16 protein-coding genes are annotated in these 18,902 nt (G+C 40.7%); 3 read left to right on the forward strand and 13 right to left on the reverse strand.

The features are described from left to right. Nucleotides 1-23: 23 nt before the first annotated feature. Entirely contained in the window at nt 24-866 is an 843-nt protein-coding gene (gene proC, locus BUE08_RS10480; protein ID WP_213997510.1) for a pyrroline-5-carboxylate reductase, read from the forward strand. Nucleotides 867-952: 86 nt separating this feature from the next. On the opposite strand, the gene BUE08_RS10485 is transcribed toward proC, so the two are convergent. Continuing rightward, nucleotides 953-1,282 carry an AbrB/MazE/SpoVT family DNA-binding domain-containing protein gene (locus tag BUE08_RS10485; protein ID WP_083497644.1) on the reverse strand — a complete coding sequence of 110 codons (330 nt, stop codon included), beginning with the start codon at nt 1,280-1,282 and terminating at the stop codon, nt 953-955. 118 nt (nt 1,283-1,400) lie between these two features. On the opposite strand from BUE08_RS10485, the gene BUE08_RS10490 reads away from it, so the two are divergent. Together BUE08_RS10490 and BUE08_RS10495 are read left to right on the forward strand one after the other, a co-directional pair. Beyond that, nucleotides 1,401-2,360 carry a DNA double-strand break repair nuclease NurA gene (locus BUE08_RS10490; protein WP_286680907.1) on the forward strand — a complete coding sequence of 320 codons (960 nt, stop codon included), beginning with the start codon at nt 1,401-1,403 and terminating at the stop codon, nt 2,358-2,360. Nucleotides 2,361-2,379: 19 nt separating this feature from the next. Further along, nucleotides 2,380-4,212 (forward strand): ATP-binding protein, encoded by a 1,833-nt coding sequence (locus tag BUE08_RS10495; RefSeq protein WP_213950578.1) that lies wholly within the window; start codon nt 2,380-2,382, stop codon nt 4,210-4,212. Between the two features lie 493 nt (nt 4,213-4,705). Here BUE08_RS10495 and BUE08_RS10500 read toward each other — a convergent pair whose 3' ends face one another. From BUE08_RS10500 to gyrA, 12 genes are all read right to left on the reverse strand, one after another. Continuing rightward, nucleotides 4,706-6,145, reverse strand: a complete 1,440-nt coding sequence (locus BUE08_RS10500; protein ID WP_213996681.1) for a sodium:solute symporter family protein — start codon at nt 6,143-6,145, stop codon at nt 4,706-4,708. Nucleotides 6,146-6,767: 622 nt separating this feature from the next. Continuing rightward, on the reverse strand, nt 6,768-7,646 hold the full coding sequence (gene dapA, locus BUE08_RS10505; protein ID WP_059032047.1) for a 4-hydroxy-tetrahydrodipicolinate synthase: 879 nt from the start codon (nt 7,644-7,646) through the stop codon (nt 6,768-6,770). Then, the gene (locus BUE08_RS10510) at nt 7,603-8,820 is read right to left on the reverse strand and encodes an NAD(P)/FAD-dependent oxidoreductase (RefSeq protein WP_286680908.1); all 1,218 of its coding nucleotides are present in this window, start codon (nt 8,818-8,820) and stop codon (nt 7,603-7,605) included. The genes dapA and BUE08_RS10510 overlap by 44 nt, the downstream gene beginning before the upstream one ends. Nucleotides 8,821-9,200: 380 nt before the next feature. After that, nucleotides 9,201-10,898, reverse strand: a complete 1,698-nt coding sequence (locus BUE08_RS10515) for a sigma 54-interacting transcriptional regulator (RefSeq protein ID WP_286680909.1) — start codon at nt 10,896-10,898, stop codon at nt 9,201-9,203. 93 nt (nt 10,899-10,991) lie between these two features. Beyond that, entirely contained in the window at nt 10,992-11,684 is a 693-nt protein-coding gene (locus BUE08_RS10520) for a zinc metallopeptidase (protein ID WP_286680910.1), read from the reverse strand. An 82-nt stretch (nt 11,685-11,766) separates the two neighbouring features. Beyond that, a complete protein-coding gene (locus BUE08_RS10525) occupies nt 11,767-12,579 on the reverse strand; it encodes a PSP1 domain-containing protein (RefSeq protein WP_213950507.1) in 813 nt (270 codons plus the stop codon). A 1-nt stretch (nt 12,580) separates the two neighbouring features. Next, nucleotides 12,581-13,390 carry a DNA polymerase III subunit gene (locus tag BUE08_RS10530; protein WP_059032057.1) on the reverse strand — a complete coding sequence of 270 codons (810 nt, stop codon included), beginning with the start codon at nt 13,388-13,390 and terminating at the stop codon, nt 12,581-12,583. A gap of 9 nt (nt 13,391-13,399) precedes the next feature. After that, nucleotides 13,400-13,834 carry a YaaR family protein gene (locus tag BUE08_RS10535; RefSeq protein WP_059032059.1) on the reverse strand — a complete coding sequence of 145 codons (435 nt, stop codon included), beginning with the start codon at nt 13,832-13,834 and terminating at the stop codon, nt 13,400-13,402. After that, on the reverse strand, nt 13,831-14,154 hold the full coding sequence (darA, locus tag BUE08_RS10540) for a cyclic di-AMP receptor DarA (RefSeq protein ID WP_059032061.1): 324 nt from the start codon (nt 14,152-14,154) through the stop codon (nt 13,831-13,833). The genes BUE08_RS10535 and darA overlap by 4 nt, the downstream gene beginning before the upstream one ends. A gap of 25 nt (nt 14,155-14,179) precedes the next feature. Then, nucleotides 14,180-14,806 (reverse strand): dTMP kinase, encoded by a 627-nt coding sequence (tmk, locus tag BUE08_RS10545; protein ID WP_213950505.1) that lies wholly within the window; start codon nt 14,804-14,806, stop codon nt 14,180-14,182. 207 nt (nt 14,807-15,013) lie between these two features. Next, on the reverse strand, nt 15,014-16,462 hold the full coding sequence (locus BUE08_RS10550; protein WP_286680911.1) for an aminotransferase class I/II-fold pyridoxal phosphate-dependent enzyme: 1,449 nt from the start codon (nt 16,460-16,462) through the stop codon (nt 15,014-15,016). Between the two features lie 13 nt (nt 16,463-16,475). Then, nucleotides 16,476-18,899 (reverse strand): DNA gyrase subunit A, encoded by a 2,424-nt coding sequence (gyrA, locus tag BUE08_RS10555; protein WP_286680912.1) that lies wholly within the window; start codon nt 18,897-18,899, stop codon nt 16,476-16,478. Nucleotides 18,900-18,902: the final 3 nt, after the last annotated feature.

Below are 18,902 nucleotides of genomic sequence, written 5' to 3' on the forward strand. Positions count from 1 at the left end.
CGCAAGCGATGGGAGGAAAGTAAGTGCAAAACCACAGAACCATAGGAATATTCGGAGCAGGATCTATAGCAGTTGCGATGCTAGATGGTATTTTAAGCCAGAATATAATAAATCCTGAAGATATATATGTAACAAACAAGCAAAATGACGAAAAACTTCATGCCCTTAGGGAAAAATATAATGTTCATACAACAAGGGACTATAAGGAAATATTGTCAAATTGCAGATATCTTATAATTGCCGTAAAACCAATAGATATTGATAATCTGCTAAAACAGCTCAAAAATGATATAACTGATAATCACATTATAATTACCCTTGCGGCAGGAGTTGCAACAAGCTATGTAGAAGATGCATTAGGCAAAAAAATACAGGTTATTAGGGCAATGCCCAATACAGCATGCAAAGTAAGAGAATCAGCTACAGCAATAGCCTTAGGGCGATATGCCAAAGAAGAGGCTAGAAATTTTGCAGAGGAAATATTTTCTTCGGTAGGTAAAGTATCTATAGTAGAGGAAGACATGATGGATGCAGTGACAGGGCTTTCAGGCAGCGGTCCCGCCTATGTCTATTTGCTGATGGACGCTTTAATAGAGGCAGGGGTTAAGGCAGGTATCCCTCGTCCGCTTTCTGAAGAGCTTACAGTGCAGACAGTGTATGGAGCGGCAAAAATGGTAGTCGAAACCGGACAGTCCCCTTCTAAACTGCGCAGCGAGGTCACAACGCCTGGTGGCACAACTATGGCAGGGATGAAAGTCTTGGAAAATGCAGACTTTATCGGCCTAATAGTCAAAACAGTTGAAAGCGCTGCCAAAAGATCCGCTGAGATGATGCAAGAACGCAATTCCAAGTGTATAGTCGAGTAAAATTTTAGATACGAAAAAAGAAGAGAACTTTTTTTAGGGATCTCTTCTTTTTAGTATTTAACTGGCTCGCTTAGCTTGACTTATTTTTACTTCGCCTCGGCAGATGCTTCGCTGTCGTCATCTGTAAGGCGAGCGCTCCGCTTTGAAGGATTACCTTCTACAGTGCGTTTCACCAAGGCCTTTTCAATCTTTTTTGCGCAATCTTTACAGATGTTTTTTCCGTCAAAAACAATTAAATCCTCGGCATTGCCGCAGAAAATGCAGGCAGGCAGGTATTTTTTGAGGATTATTTTGTCGGTATCCACATAAATTTCCAGCGGATCCTTGACGGATATTCCCAGAGTCTTTCTCAGCTCTATAGGAATAACAATACGCCCCAGATTGTCGACCTTTCTTACAATTCCTGTAGATTTCATTTACATACGCCCCCTAATTTTATATATAATGATTTACCCTGGACAAAATCATACCAGAAATGACAAAAAAAGTCAATACAGAATTGTAAAATTTTTAAAAACTTAGGCAGGTGTAAAAATGCTTGAGGTAAATACCGATTTGAAGAAAAAATTCGAAGAGACAGCTAGCGCCATGCGATTGCGCTTGGAAAAAAGGCCTTCTCCTTCTTCGCTGCGCTCTATTATAGCAGAAAAGGGCCTGGGAAATTTTGTTATGTGCGAAAGACTTGGGCAAAAAGAGCTTTCGGGTATTACTCAAAAAGGCGGAATTGTAGGGGTGGATGGGTCAACAAACAGCGCGGGAGGACCTTTTCCTTATCTGTTTACCCTCCAACAAGCTCTTGCAAAACTTTGCAGCTCCGGAGAAAACGATCTTCTCGTAACCGATGCATTTTCTCCCCTTATAACAGAAGATGTAGCGAATGAAGAAGAATATCAGGAATTTGTAAAGCGCAATCTTGCCCAGTTAGAGGCAAAAGCGGCGCTTCTGGCATTAGAAAAATTCAAGCCCGCAGTAATTTTGCTGGACGGCTCTCTAGTCCGTTATAAAATTGAGGCCGGAGCTTTGTGGAATAAATTAAAAGAAGAGGCAATAAGTCAAAAAGTCCTGCTGGCAGGTGTTGTAGAAGGTATATCCACCGGTATAATTAGCCAGTGCTTGAAGGATGCCCTGGACATGGACGGATTTCCCGCATCAGATTGGGAAATTTTATTCGGACTTTTGCAGGTTGGAGAAGCATTGGAAATTATGCCAGGCTTATTTAAAGAAGGGTTTCGGACGCTTTTTATGAGGTCATCTCTTGATCCAAAACCTATAGGAATTGACCTTTTAGAAGAACAGCAGGAAGCAATAGGGCTTGTACCGAATCTTGTATTTACGCTAACCCCGAAAGAAAGCAGAGGGATACCTCTTTGGCTTGATATAATTGATAAAAGCGTAAGAATAAGTGATGCAGTAATGGAAGGGTTGCTGCACACTTACCTCGGAGAAGATTATGTAGAATTTATAAAGCCTAAGCGAGAAAAACGGGAGATGTAGGAGGAATATTATGGCAAATATGCAGGTAGTTGGGCTTACAACGCCACAAGAGGTGTATGCAGCATCAAGAGACAGAAAGTTTCGGATAAATGAGCTGCTGGTTATAGAGGATCCTTATCAAGGAAACCTTATAGGCGAAGTGGTTGAAAGCAATTCTTACAACAGGTTTATTCCCCTTTCCATAGGCAATGGCATTCACGACGCCGATGTTATAGAATCCTTAAAGCATCTAGGGTATTCAATAAACGAAGATGAAATAAACATTGCAAAAGTCAAGCTTATTTCAGAAGCTAATTTTCCGGTAGTAACAGGATGTAAAGCTCGCCTTCCTATATTCGACGAGGTCAGGAGTCATCTTTTAAAAGGCGCGCGCGAAGACGGACTTTTGATAGGTGAAATCAAAAATACCGAAGAAACTGCCGAGACCATGGAGGAAGACCTTCGCGGCCTTTGCGAAATGTTTTCTAATGGCAAGGTTTACAAGACGCGAAACGTGCCGTTTTTCTTGGATCTCAGGTCATTTCAACAGTATCCCCATATCGGAGTTTTCGGCGGGTCGGGTTCCGGCAAATCTTTCGGTCTTAGGGTTATTATGGAAGAAGTAATGAAGCATCGATTTCCGGCCTTAATCTTGGATCCGCATTATGAAATGGAATTTTCGGAAAGCCAAGAAAACGGCTTAGAAAAACGGGATTTTAAAGATGTATTTAAAAAATTTCAGATAGGCGAAGATATCGGCGTAGAATTTTTAAATTTATCAAGAGGAGATTTGATGGCATTGCTTTCAGCCGTATCTCCTTTAACAGAGGCCATGTCAAGTGCTGTGCAAGAGCTTCATTTAAGGGGCGATACATATTTAAGTTTTTCAAATCGCCTTGAGCTTTTGGGCGAAGCGTTAGAGATGGGACGATCCCGCATTGAGCAGGCACTAAAACAGGATATGGAACCTATGGAGCAAGAAAAATATATTAAGATGCGTCAGCTCTTTGAAAAGTACCAAAATACCCCTCTGCCTTCTGTGCAGGGTATCATATGGCGGCTGAGACGATTATATAGTTCCGGTCTTTTCAGCCATGATATAAAGCCGGTAAAAGAGACAATGATGCAGGGGAAACTTGCAGTAATTCAGGGACCTATATGGCTTCTGCAGGTATTTTCCACTTACCTGCTTTCTAACATTTACCACCAGCGCAGAGATTATAAGGATGGCGAGCTAAAAGGCCAGCCATCAGGGGAATATTTTCCGCCCTTCATAATCGCAACCGATGAGGCTCATAATTTTGCGCCAAAAGGAAAAGATACTGCCACAAAAGGAATAATTACAGAAATTGCCCAGGAAGGAAGAAAATACGGCGTATTTTTAATACTCGCCACGCAGCGGCCTACGCTTCTTGATGAAACCGTCACAGCGCAGCTTAATACAAAAATCATATTTCGCACTGTGCGTGCCTCTGATATCGGCACTATTTCCGAAGAAACCGATATAAAGGTTGAGGAAGCTAGAAGGCTGCCTTATCTGCCTTCAGGAGATGCTTTTGTTTCATCACCGCTTTTTGGAAGAACCGTTGCGATACGCGTTCGTTTTCCTCATACTCGAAGCCCCCATACCCAAAATCCACTAGATGAAATAAAGTTTTATCGCGAAACTTCCGAAGATAATCTGTTCGATGCCATAAAACCGCATCTTCCCATATATGCTGCAAATTTTGCCAAAGCTGTAGAGGAAATCAATGCAGCTGCCGGTGCAAACTACGAAGTAAGGACCCTAAAGGCAGCGCTGGATGAACTTGTAGCAAAGGGAAAGCTCAAAAAACAAGCAAGCCCTCTGGGAGATATTTTTATCGAGCCCTGAATAAAAAATGCCAGAACCCAACGGCAGAGCACTCTCTTAGAGATATTATCGAGCCTTGAAGCATTGAGCATAAATTGTTGCCCTAAGCGATAACGTAATTAGAATATCATCATTAAAACGTTAATACTGCCAGAAAAAACCTTATTTTAAGTAATAATATCGCCGAAAAATGTCATCATGAGCGCAAGCGAAGAATCTTCGATGATAAGTCTTAAGATTCTTCATTTCCCTTCACTCCGAATTGCAAAGTATCTGAAGGCTTTTCTAAAGTAAAATTAAGGACCTTCCGGAAGATAACTTATAATCTTCAGGAAGGTCCTTTAGATTTTAAAAATGACCCTTGCTCGCAATTTCCATAGCCTATATATAATCTTATTACCTGTTAAGTAAACGGCTTAGCATTGAAATACCCGGTCTCATAATTATAGGCCGCAAGCTTTAGTCCGCCTGACAGGCTCTATTCCAAAATATAAAGGCGTTTCAAATACCGGATTTAGGCTGCTGTAGATGCAGAATCACTGTTTCTTGTCACCATAGAAACAACTATAATAAGAATGGCTGAGACAGCAAGAGCAATAAGTATCTTATATGTGCCAAGAGAGTTGATTTGTGACAAAACAGCGCCTGTAATCATGCCTACTCTTGCTCCCCAGGGAGTCACTTTACTGTTTCGCTTTCCGGGCTGGAATGGATCTTCCGGCCGCTCTTTCCACAGCAGGCCTACAACAAGCAGCGGCACCAAACCGCCTCCGGCCATAGAATAAGCCCTTGAAAACAGATCCAAAATTGAAGGGGAATAAATAGATACAACAGCTGCTATTATACCTACTATAACCGTCAAGACTCTGACAATAAAAATCATTTCCTTATCTGTAAGATCAGGTTTAAATACTGCTATAATATCATTAGTCATTAAAACCGTAGCAGAGTTCAGGTTGGAGTCTGCCGAGGACATGCCTGCCGCCATTATGCACAAGAATATGCCCACAGCCACAATAGTAGGCACCATGTTCATCATAAACCAGGGCATTGGCTGTTCTCCGGTAAGATTAGGATTTACGGTATAGATTATCATACCGACTATAGCAGTAAGCATAACGAATATAATTGCAATTGTTCCGCTGGCAAGCAGGCCATTGCGGGCAGTCTTTGAATCCTTTGCAGCAAAGCAGCTTTGCCAATACATCTGAGCTGCTAAGATGCCGACACAGCCTGTTACGAAATTAGCCAAGGCCACACCATAATTTGCACCACTTAGGCTCCACATCTCAGGTCTTCCCATTGCAGTAAGACGCGCCCCAATTTCAGCAAAACTGAAATTTACAATCTTGAATGCCTCAAAATAGAACATTCCGCCAAATACGATAACCATCAGTCCAAGCACAAAATCCATCCAAACAAGGGAATAGTAGCCGCCTAGCGTTGTGTATACGATATAGATGGCGGTAAATAAGAATACTATTGGCACAGGATTGGCTCCTGTTATAACTTGGAATATCGTTCCAAATCCCTTAGCTTGCCCACCTGTCCAAGCTATCATTATACTGCAGGCAAGTATTGCACCAATAACACGCGTTACCTTATCTTTTACGACTAGATCATCAATCATTTCAATAAATGTACTGTAAGTATATCTTCCAGCAAAACCTGCAAACACCAGAGCAAAGATTATCTTGGAACCCTGCTCGCCAAGTATAAAAAACAACCATGGCAAGCCGTTTGCGTAACCCTTTGCCGCATGACCCACAAAGTTGCCTACACCCATAATATTTGCAAATTCAGTAAAAAATATGAGGAATAGGGGCAAACTGCCGCCTGCAATCGAATAGTCGGCAAAACTGGCGCTGGCTTTGTGGCTGACTTTAAATCCGATCCACAGGAAAAAGGCTCCCAGGACTACTGTTGCAATCCAGAGTATTGTGCCAAGATTCATTACAATTCCTCCCGTTTTTTAATTTTTAACCCCAGTAAATAGAAATAAGATCCTATTAATGATAGTTTGCTTTTTTACAGCTTAGTGAAGCTGTAACTGCTTATTGGCTGCTATTGCTGTGTAATTTGCTCTTGCTTGGATGTAATAGAATGAATAAAGACGGTCCGTGATTTCAATTTTGCACTAAATTAAAACCTTGAAACTAGCAGCTCTTATCAAAATTTTTTTGAATTTCTACCTCCTTTTTTCACTAAATTCCATGCTTTAAAGAACCTCGTAAAAGTCTAAAAGCCTTTTTTCATATTGCCACTACTGCAATTACCGATTTATAAAATTATTATGTATAAAAAATAATAGATTAAGCTGACAACGCTTATAAAATCAGGCAGCTTCAGCTCAACTGCCGCATCTTTCGCCAATCAATTTTAATAAATAGTCAATATGTCTGATTATCGAAGAACTTTCATATTATATAGATGCGGTTTCTTTTTGGAATATTTGCAAATTCATCTTCCTTTGTAAAAGTATTAAAACTTACCGCTTTTGCGTAAAAGCAGGCAGCAATACACGTATTGCTTTATGCCCGAAACAAGTACTGCCACCTGCTAAAATTATGTGCTGTTTATTCAATTTTACCCAGCTTTTTCAGCTCACTTTTCAAAAGAGCAACCGTCTTTTCGTCAGCTTCGCACAAAGGAAGGCGCAAACCACCTACAGGTATGCCGATTAGGTTTAGTGCAGCTTTTACCGGTATAGGATTTGTAATGACAAAAAGAGCCTTAAACAAATCAAACAGCTTTAGATGAATTTCCTCTGCTTCTTTTGTCTTTCCTTCCTTAAAGCTTGTTATCATCTGCTTTATCTCACTACCTACCACATGGGATGCTACGCTTATAACGCCTTGGCCGCCCAGTGCCAGCATAGGCAGTGTCATGCTGTCATCTCCGCTGTAAATTTCAAGATTAGGTGCGAGCAGCCTGGTTTTGCTGGTCTTTTCCAGATTACCTACTGCATCTTTTACTGCAACTATATTTTTAATCTCTGCAAGACGCGCCAATGTTTCAGGCTCTATTGTGACTGCCGTTCGGCCCGGTATGTTGTAAGGCACAACAGGAATATCCACTGCATCGGCAATAGCTTTAAAATGTCTGTAAAGGCCTTCTTGTGTCGGCTTATTGTAATAAGGGGATACTACTAAAAGGCAATCTACTCCCACCTTCTCGGCTTCTTGTGAAAACTCCACGCTATGAATCGTAGAATTACTGCCTGTGCCTGCCATAATCTTTGCTCTTTTACCGGCAATTTCTTTGCATGCTCTAAAAAGATCTAGTTTTTCTGCATCCGAAAGTGTAGGTGATTCCCCTGTAGTTCCTGCCACCAAAAGAGTGTCGCTTCCTGTTGCAATAAGATGCTCAATTAATTTTTCCAAAGCATTATAATCTATACTCAAATCCTTATCAAAAGGTGTGACCATTGCAGTTATGACTTGTCCAAAAATCATTTACATCGTCCTCCTTAAATCTTTCTATTGAAAGTTGCTTCATGTCTATATCTATAGTTGTACTACCCTCAGTGATAACATCACACATCAATCTGCCGGTAATTGCCGAAAGTGCTATCCCGTCTCCTTCATGTCCTGCCGCCATATAAAACCCTTTCAAATTCGGAACTGGTCCAAGGATAGGAAGGCCGTCAGGTGTATAAGGTCTAAGACCGGAAAAACTATGTATAATACTGACGTCTTTTAAAGCAGGAACCAGATTTGATGCATGTTTTAATATCTCCCTGAGAGCAGCATGGGTGGTTCTTCTATCATAGCCCACAAATTCTCTTGTTCCGCCTATCAGCAGATTGCCATTTTCAGTTTGACCCAAGGAAAGCCCTATACCAAGTCGGGCGCTTTCGCCTTGACCCAGAAGCTCCGGATTAAACTTTGCCGTAATATATCTTGCACAGTTTATATCACCGTGAACTAATGGTGCTACAGCCTCACTTACTATTATTTGACCTCGTCTGGGCACTATCGGAACTTTTATTCCTGCCATGTTTCCGATAAAGGGAGCATACACTCCGCAAGCATTGACTACCGTATGCGTTGCAATATCGCCTTTATCAGTTACAACGCCTTCTACTCTGCCGTCTTTAACCTTTATGTCTTTTACCTCGGTTGCAAGCATTGCTTTTGCGCCGTATCTTTTTGCGCTGCGGAAAAATCCAAGTGAAAGGTATATAGGGTTTACTTCACAATCCATCGCGCTGTAAGTTGAGCCTATTATATCTTTTGAAAAGGCCGGCTGTCTCTGCCTTGCTTCGTCTTTCCCGATTAAACTTACTGAAAGGCCATAGCTGTTTTGCCTTTCTACAAATTCTTTCATTATCTCCCATTGCTCTTCGGTATAAATTACAATCATACCACCGGCATTTTTAAACTCTATATCTATATCCATATCTTTTTGCAAATCAGGAAAAAGTTTTACACTTTCAAGGGCCATCTTAAGATGAAGCCCCGGGTTTTTTGACTGTAAAAGCACTGCCTTGTCACATGCTCCTGATGTACCCGATGCCACATCATTTTTTTCTAGCAGTATGACAGATACACCTTTTTTTGCAAGATGATATGCTATAGAGCATCCAATAACACCGCCGCCAATCACTACTACATCTGCCTCGTGCATAAGCTTCCCCTTTCCAAATGTATCTTAAGCATATAAGATACCCTTGCCGTTATTTATATTCCATAAAATAATATATATGCAAATAATATGCCAACAAAACCCTTTGATATTTCAGGCTTTTTCAATTTATTTTTATAATTATTATAAGTTTTAATGAAGTCTCCTGCTAAAATCTTCGAAAAGTATCAACAAAATTGCGCCATTCTAAAATATAGAATATATATTCTAATTCTTAGAGATAATATCTTATTTTTAGAACCTACCTTTTATTTTCCTATCATTTTTTAAATCTTAGCTTGAAATTTGTTTTATTTACCTTCGTAAAGTGCACCGGTTAAGCAATGTAAGATTATGAAAATTTTCAAGTCTAGGTTAAAAATTTAAGCCTCGATATTATATTTTTTTATTTTGTTATAAAGTGTGGCAAGGGAAATCTTTAAGGCTTTGGCGGCCTTTTGTTTGCCTTTTACGCTTGAGCCGTATTCTTCAAGAGCCTTTTTTATCATCCTGCACTCCATTTCTTCTATAGGCATTAGGCCATTTTTTTCGGGGTCCTTTCTCTTGATTTGATTAAAATACGGAAATAGTAAATCTTCAGTTATCCACTCTCCCTCCACCATTAAAATTGTCCTTTCAAAAATATTTCTAAGCTCTCTTACATTACCGGGCCACTGGTATGAAAGCAGTAGATCCTGGGCTTTATTTGTCAAGCCTTTGACATTTTTATAAAACTTGCGGTTAAATTCCTTTATATATGTTTCCGCAAGGGCTATAATATCTTCTTTTCTCTCCCGCAGAGGCGGTATATTTATGTTGATTACATTCAATCTAAAATAAAGGTCCTCTCGGAATCTTCCAACACGGATAAGTTCTAATAGATTCTGATTGGTGGCAGCTATAATGCGCACATCAATTTTTATGGGTTTTGTGCCGCCGACCCTCTCTATTTCCTGTTCTTGAATCACGCGTAAAAGTTTTGCCTGAAGCAGTGGGCTCATATCTCCTATCTCGTCGAGGAAAATGGTGCCACCGTTTGCAAGTTCAAATTTTCCAAGCTTAAGCTTGGCCGCACCGGTAAAGGCTCCGGCTTCGTGTCCGAAAAGTTCGCTCTCCAAAAGTTCTGCCGGAATTGCAGCACAGTTTATCTTTATCATCGGCTTTAGGCTCCGGGTACTTCCGCTGTGAAGGGCATTTGCAAAAAGTTCTTTTCCTGTGCCGCTTTCCCCTGTTATCAATACTGTAGAATCCTCTTTTGCAGCTTTTTTTGCCATGTTTATCACATCCTGCATCACGGGGCTTCTTGCGACAATATCATCAAAGGTGCCTTTCACTTCATTCATTTTCTTTATTTCGTCTTTAAGACCATCAATCATGCTAGAGGACTTTTTAAGTTCTTTTGTAAGCCGAATAACTTCACTTATATCTTGAAACACAACTACTGCCCCGGTCATCTCACCGTTTACTATCACAGGAGCCGCATTTGAGATTACCTGAGCATTAGATCCTACTGCCCTATTAGGCTTACCCATACAAGGCTTTCCCGTCCTGAGCACTTCTACCAGTGCCCCGTCCTGGGAAACATCAAATACATTGCAGCCTATACGCTCATTTGCCGGAATTCCGGTTATGCGGGTGTAACCCTCATTTACATATTGAATTATGCCGTTTTTGTCTACAAGCTGAATACCCACTTGAGCTGAGTTTAGTATTATGGCAAGCTGTTCCTTTGTCTCCTTTATTTTTAAAAGTTCCTCCCTATCTTTTATTAAGGTAAGCATAATATTGGCAGTCCTGCCATCTACTAAAGCGGTAGAATCAGGAATAAGCCGGCGGATATTAATAGCTGCATCCTTGTCTCCGGTTACTTCAAATATCACATCAAAGGTTTTGCTTCTCAGCATACTCTCAGCACTTTCAAAACATTCGATGCCCTTTTTTATTGCAAGCTTCAAGCCGGGGGCCTCATGGTTTATATCAGCAATCCCCTCGATTTTTATGTTGTCAAAATCTGATAGTGTCTCTATAAGGGCAGAACCCCCTTTTCCTGCCCCCACTATTCCCACTGATAATTCCAGCATGTTTTTCACCTTATTCAAAAAAATTTTACAAATTAACTTCCATCTCTAAAATAAACAAAAACCCACTGTATTAAACAGTAGGGTTTGGTGAAATCATCTTCTGTCCCTGTTTCCACCGGCCAGAATTATAAGCCGTAAAAGCTGCATTATGGCTGTAAGCGTAGCCGCAACATAAGTTAGCGCCGCTGCACCAAGCACCGCTTTTACAGGACCTACTTCACTTCTGTCGATAAATCCTTCTCTTTCCAAAACTGCTACTGCTCTATTGCTAGCATTGTATTCTACCGGCAGTGTTACAAGTTGAAAAAGCACTGCTAGAGAAAATAGCAATATTCCCAGTGTAAGCAAGAAATCAGCTTGAAACAAGAGGCCTATAAAAAACAGCGGAATTGCCAGCTGTGAGCCAATGCCTGCTGCAGGAACAATGGCATTTCGAATCGCAAGAGGCGTATACCCCACATCATGCTGAATCGCATGTCCACATTCGTGTGCGGCAACTCCAATGGCTGCCAGAGAGTGGCCATTATAGACATCTGTTGAAAGTTTTAACACCTTTTGTCGCGGATCATAATAGTCGGTAAGCCTGCCGCCCTGCACCTGAACACTTACATCATAAATTCCACTTCTTCTAAGTATCTCAGTGGCAACTTCAGCTCCTGTCATCCCGCATCTTGCCGGAACCCTCAAATACTTTTCAAAAGTAGTTGAAACCTTTGTCTGGGCATATATGGCAAGAAGCATGGCAGGTATAAGCAAAACCATCGTGTAATCCCAATAAAAAAACATAATATCCCTCCTTTGCGGGGAAACATCTTGTAAAAATTATTTAAAAACTTTATTAATAATATATATGCAGCAGCCTTCTTTGTCAAGAAATCACTTCTACTGCGTCCACTTCTTCCACAGGAAATTCCATGGCTTCTTTAGCATCATCCAGTTGCACTTTCACAGAGCCTTTTGTTTTATAGACACCTATTACCTTGCCTTCGCCGGCAGGTGTTATTACTTTGTCTCCCACATTAGGATACTTTATCTGGGTGTTTTCATAAGTCTCACTTTCAAATTTCAAGCAGCACATAAGCCTGCCGCACAGTCCTGAAATCTTAACCGGATTTAAAGAAAGATTCTGCTGTTTTGCCATCTTAATAGATACCGGGTCGAACTCGCCTAAAAACGTCGAACAGCAAATGCATCTGCCGCAAGGGCCAATACCACCCAGCATTTTAGCCTCGTCTCTGACACCAATTTGTCTAAGTTCTATTCTCGTATGAAATACAGATGCAAGATCTTTTACCAACTCGCGAAAGTCTATGCGCCCGTCTGCCGTAAAATAGAAAATAAGTTTGCTTCTGTCAAAAGTATACTCCACATCTACAAGTTTCATATCAAGCCCATGCTTTTCTATCTTTTCAACAGCAATACGGCCAGCCTCCTGGGCTTTTTCTATATTTTCGCAAATTACGGCTATATCTTCATCAGTAGCCTTTCTCATTACATCCTTAAGAGGTGCTACTATGTTTTCTTCATCCACATCTTTAGGCCCTGAAACTACTTCTCCGTCTTCAACGCCTCGGCTTGTCTCTACTATAACCTTATCGCCTACAGTAAGATCGAGAGCCCCGGGATTGAAGTAGTATACTTTTCCGGCCTTCTTAAATCTAACACCTACTACTGTTACCAAATCAAAATCCCTCCTCAAGGCTCATCAATAAATTATAACAGATTAGATTTTTGTTGCCTTTGTATTTTGCGGCCTTCAATTGTTTTAGCACAGTCTCAATACCCATAATTATTGATTTTTCATAAGACATCAAGGCATATTTTTCAATCATTTGTCTTAAATCGTCATTTATAAGCACCGCATCAGCATCTGCCTTTATAATTAGCATATCTCTTAAAAACGAAATTATAAGTTCTAATATCTCGTCGATTTTTTCATCTATATCGGCAAGTTCTTTTGCCTTTAGAAAAATATTTATATCTTTCGGTTTTTCAATTACACTGCCCAAAATTTCGATAATCTTCTGCCTGTTTTCATCAGAAAGACGCATTGTATAATCGTTTTTTGAAAAATCTTCAACCCGGCATCTGGATATAACTGTGGGAATTAATTGTTTAAGATTATTTGTAAGCAAAATGATAACACTATCCGAAGTGGGCTCTTCTAATGTTTTAAGCAGAGCGTTTTGAGCTTCTCGGGTAATAGTATCCGCATTGTGAAAAATGTAAACTTTAGCTTTCCCCTCTATGGGTTTTTCTGCAATTTCCAGTATCGCCTTTCTTATTTGATCGATTTTAACTGAGACTCCATCGGGAAATATTTGAACAACGTCCGGATGTATGCCCTGCTCTATTTGTTTGCACGCACTGCAGGATAAGCATGGTGCAAAATCAGCGTTCTGGCAGTTTACCGCTTGGGCAAGATTTAAAGCATGCCGGGATGTTTCTTCTTCGCTGCCTAAAAAAATATAAGCATGGGATATGTTTTTCAATATACCACCTCAAACATATATATCGACAAGTAATCCGCATATTTCATCAACTAATGCGATTACTTTTAATGAGTCTTTATTTTCTGAAAGCAGTTCATCGGCCAGCTCCAACAGTTTTTGATTTATTATTTTTACAACTGAAAGAGCTTTTATTCTACCATTGCGGTCGCGAAAGCGTTCTTCTTTAAAACAAAGGCCGCCCGAAATGCACATATTTAAAAATTGGGCTATTCTGTCTTTAAATTCCTTAAGAGATGCCAGTGTCATGTTTTCGCAAACTGTGCGCCCTAATTTTGTTATAATATCCAGCTCAATTTCTGCCTGATTTTTTAACTGCGCTTTTGAGGCTTTACTAAGTTCCTCGTAAAAAATGGAGCTTTCGTGTTTTTTTGTTACTAAAAGTTCCCTCGGAAGTCCAAAATCTACAGGCAGATTTACTTTCATACCTTTACAAACCTTTCAACATCTAGAATAAATAAAGTTGCGCCTCCCACTGTTACCTCTACCGGATATGGAACATAAGCATCAGCAGGACCTGCAGGCAGTGGTGTGACTATTTTTTTTCTGGGCTTGCAGGTTTTTTCTATTATGCCAAGAAGCTCCTCGACTCTTTCATCTTCAACACCAATCATTAGCGTAGTGTTGCCGCTTCTTAAAAAACCACCGGTACTGGCAAGTCTCGTCAGGCCGAATTTTTTTCGACTCAACGCTTCCATTAGTCGGCCAGCGTCATTGTCCTGGATTACAGCCATTATAAGTTTCATTTATATCGCTCCTTCGAGATACTGCCTAATTTGTCTTTATTATACCTGATTTTTCAATCTCGAACAATAGATTTTCAAATACTTCTTCCGGTTTTGCCGATGCGTCAACTATTTTTACCCTTTTAGGATACATATCCTGCACCTTCAAAAATCCTTCTCTTACCTTTTTATGGAATTCAAGGCTTTCGCTTTCAAGCCTGTCTTTCTTAAACTGCATACGCAGAAATGCCTGTTGTGGGTCTATGTCGAGAATTATAGTTAAATCCGGCCATGTATCTTTTAAAAACCAGCTGTTGATATTTGCAATTTCTGTTATTCCAAGCCCCCTTGCCCATCCCTGATAAGCAAGGCTGGAATCTACAAATCTGTCGCATATAACAATAAAACCCTCTTGTAATGCAGGTTCAATTACCTTTTTTACAAGCTGTGCCCGAGATGCGGCATATATAAGAGCTTCGGCCTCCGGCACAGGACTTTCTCCTTCTGTTGAAAGCAAAACCTCTCTAAGCCTTTCTCCAAGGAGAGTGCCTCCGGGTTCCCGGGCTGTCAGCACCTTATAGCCTATTGTTTTTAAATGCTCACTCAGTTTTTTTACTTGGGTGCTCTTCCCTGCTCCGTCAGGACCTTCAATTGTTATAAATTTACCTTTCATAAAATTCCCCTCTTACCCATTTACGTAAACTACCCGGCATTGAAATAACGAGCTTCGTAATTCTAGGCCGCAAGATTTAGCCCGCCTGACCTATCATTACCGGCTTGCCCAATGCCCTACCGGTCGCTCTTTTCTTTGTATATAGGTTTAAGATACTTTATCGCTTTTCATCTCCCCATTGAAACAGGGGGATTCCCGGCAAGTTTCCTAAAAGTCAGTTACTACCTGGATAAATTTTTCAGATGTCACTCCTTGGCAGTATCCCCCGGAATTTAAAATTTCATTTATCATTTCTATGTGTTCTTTTTCAATGATTTCCCCCGGCATAACCAGCGGCGCTCCCGGCGGGTACGGAACCAGCGGCCTTTTAGACACAGAGCCTGCAGAGTCCTTGAGCGGCACGCTTTTTGCCGGAAGCTTGAAGGCTTTTTTCGGCTCTAATGCAACTTTCGGAAGGTCTTTTATCCAAACACAAGGCTTCACCTTATTTTTCAAAGGCTTAAAATGCGAAAGGACTGCTAACAATCCCTTTATATCTTCTAAAGTATTGGAAAATGTTATTAAGAAATAAACATTACATAAATCCGCATATTCCGCATATATAGAAAAATCTTCTCTGAGAGCTTTTTCGATATCATATCCCGTATAACCTGCGCAGGATACATTTACCATAAGGTGCAGAGGATCTTGACTGCTTATCCCGTACTTGCCTAAGATTTCTTGGCCCGGTGCATAAAATACCGTGGAATTGTTGATTTCGTATCTTGCTTTTTGGGCAAGCTCTACAGCTTTTTCTATATATGCGTTTCCATTTTCTTCTATAAGCTCCCTTGTCCCATCAAGGGACGCCATTAAAATATACGAAGGGCTGGATGTTGTTACAATATGCAAAAAATCTTCCAGCCTCTCCTTATCTATTCGATTCCCTTTTATGTGAAGCCAGGCGCTTTGGGTAAGGGATGTCAGCATCTTGTGGGGGCTTTGCACCCATGCATCTGCAAATTTGCCGGCACTTTGAGGAACTTTTTTGCTAAATCCGAAGTGGGGACCTTGGGCCTCGTCTGCAAGAAGCGTTGTGCCTCTTTCCTTTGCGATTTCTGCAATCCTTGCAATATCAGGGCAAAAACCTTGATATACAGGATTTGTAACAAGGATCGCCTTGATATCGGGATTTTCTATAAGCTTATTTGTTATGGCGCATGGCTCAACCTGAGCATATACTCCTAGTTCTTCACATCTTTCCGGCATTATATAAGCAGCAGATGCTCCGGTTAAAATCAGCCCGGAAAGCACAGATTTATGGCTTGTCCTGGGAATTAAGATTTTGTCTTTTTCGCTAAGTGCTCCCGCCATCATGGAGATTATCCCTGAAGTTGCACCATTTACAAGAAAATAGGAGGTATCTGCCCCATAAAGAGCGCTAAGTTTTTCCTGGGCTTCTTTTATAGGGCCTTCCGGCTGGGCAAAATCATCCAGTCCCGGTATTTCTGTTACATCCCAGCCAAATAAATTCTCCTTAATGTCACAAAATACTCCTCTAGGACATCTTCCTTTATGGCCTGGCATGTGAAACCTTAAGGAATCCTTTTTTTCATATTCTTTTAAAGCTTGTATAAGAGGCGTTTTACTAAATTTATTTATTTCCTGCTTCTCCAAGTCCTCATATCCTTTAATCTTCGCTTACCACTGCAAGAGATGCTACAATATCATCATTTTCCAGTTTTATAAGAGTAACGCCCATGGTGTTTCGGCTCATCTTGGATATGTCTGAAGCCAAAATCCGTATCATTATACCGGAATTCGTACACAGCATTATTTCATCGGTTTCTTTAATAACACGTAAACCCACAAGGTGGCCGGTTTTCTCGGTGATTTTCTGGATAATGACACCTTTTCCGCCTCTTGCCTGACGTCTGAATTCTTTCTCATTAATGCGTTTACCAAAACCTTTTTCGGTAACAACTAGTACATCATGACCCTCTATAACAATATCCATAGATACAACCTTGTCCTTACCTTGAAGGCTTATACCCTTTACGCCTTGAGCAGTCCGACCTGTGGCGCTTACGTCATCTACTGAAAATCGTATGCTTTTTCCGTTGTAGGTGCCTAAAATAAGTTCTTCGTTTTTATCTACAAGGCGCACGCCTATAAGCGAATCATCGTCTCTTAAAGTTATAGCTATCAGCCCAACGTTTCGGGATGTATCATACTCTGAAAGCAGAGTCTTTTTTACAATGCCGTTTTTGGTGGCGAAAATCAAATATTTTGCATCGCTAAAATCTTTTATGGGAATCATGGCATTGACTCTCTCGTCAGGCTTAAGTGGCAAGATATTCACTATAGCAGTGCCTTTTGCGGTACGGCCGGATTCCGGAATTTCATATGCTTTAAGCCTGTATACATTACCCTTGTCTGTAAAAAATAATACAACATGGTGCGTGGTGCAGACAAATATATTTTCTACAAAATCTTCTTCTCTTGTGGTAATTCCCGTTATGCCCCGTCCGCCTCGTCGCTGACTGCGATAAGTAGAAAGGGGCAGGCGTTTTACATATCCAAAATGAGTAGAGGTTATGACTATGTCTTCTTCGGCAATTAAATCCTCAATATCTAAATCTCCCTCATCGTGGGTTATGTGAGTTCTTCGCTCATCGCCGTATTTTTCCTTTATTTGCATCAGCTCATCTTTTATAATCGAAAGAACCATTTGTTCATCTGCTAGTATCTTTTTGTAGTGCTCAATTTTTATCAGCAGATCATTGTATTCCTCGTCAATTTTATCTCTTTCAAGAGCCGTAAGACGCTTTAGCCTCATATCAAGTATGACCTGGGCTTGTTTTTCGGTAAGCCCGAATCTGGAAATTAGGGCTTTCATTGCCTCTGCATCATCTTTTGAACCTCTAATAATCGGAATTATTTCATCTATATTATCAAGAGCTATCTTTAATCCTTCTAAGATGTGGGTTCTTTCCTCGGCTCTATTTAAATCGAATCTGGTTCTTCTAACTATTACTTCTTTCTGGTGTTCCAGGTAATAGTAAATCATCTCCCGAAGATTTAGCACTCTGGGTTTGTTATCAACTAAAGCCAGCATTATAGCTCCGAAAGTGCTTTGCATCTGAGTGTGCTTATAAAGCTGGTTTAAGATTACATTGGGATTTGCGTCCCGTTTAAGATCCATTACGACGCGGATGCCGTTGCGGTCGCTTTCATCTCTAAGATCTGAGATGCCTTCTATCTTTTTGTCTCTGACAAGTTCTGCAATTTTCTCTACCATCCGCGCCTTGTTTACCATATAAGGTATTTCAGTTACTACAATGCGGTGCCTGGATGCATCCATTGCTTCAATAGTAGCTTTAGCTCTCATTACAACAGAGCCTCTGCCGGTTGTGTACATATCCCTTATGCCGCTGTACCCCTTTATAATGCCTCCGGTTGGAAAATCAGGCCCTTTTATAACCTCCATAAGTTCTTCTACTGTAACATCAGGATTGTCAATCATCATAATAACACCGTCTATAACCTCGCCAAGGTTATGAGGCGGTATATTTGTAGCCATTCCCACTGCAATTCCGGAAGAACCGTTTACTAAAAGATTCGGAAATCGAGCAGGCAAGACACTGGGCTCTTTTAAAGATTCATCATAGTTTGGAATAAAGTCCACAGTATCCTTGTTTAAATCAGAAAGCATCTCTAATGCAAGCCTTGTCATTCTAGCCTCGGTGTACCTCATGGCGGCAGGCGGATCTCCGTCTATCGAGCCAAAGTTTCCGTGGCCGTCTACCAATAAATATCTGGTAGAAAAGTCCTGGGCAAGGCGCACCATTGCATCATATATTGCCGCATCTCCATGGGGATGGTAATTGCCCATAACTTCTCCAACTATCGTTGCGGATTTCCTATGAGGCTTATCCGGTGTAAGAGAGAGCTGACTCATGGCATATAAAATTCTGCGATGAATCGGTTTTAAGCCATCTCTTACATCAGGCAAAGCCCGGCCTACGATGACGCTCATAGAATAATCGATATAAGATTTTTTCATTTCTTCTTCAATTTTAACCGGAACAACTTTTCCTGTTTTTTCAGCCATTTA

This window comes from Tepidanaerobacter sp. EBM-49 (assembly GCF_001896645.1).
Classification (GTDB): Bacteria; Bacillota; Thermosediminibacteria; order Thermosediminibacterales; family Tepidanaerobacteraceae; genus Tepidanaerobacter; species Tepidanaerobacter syntrophicus.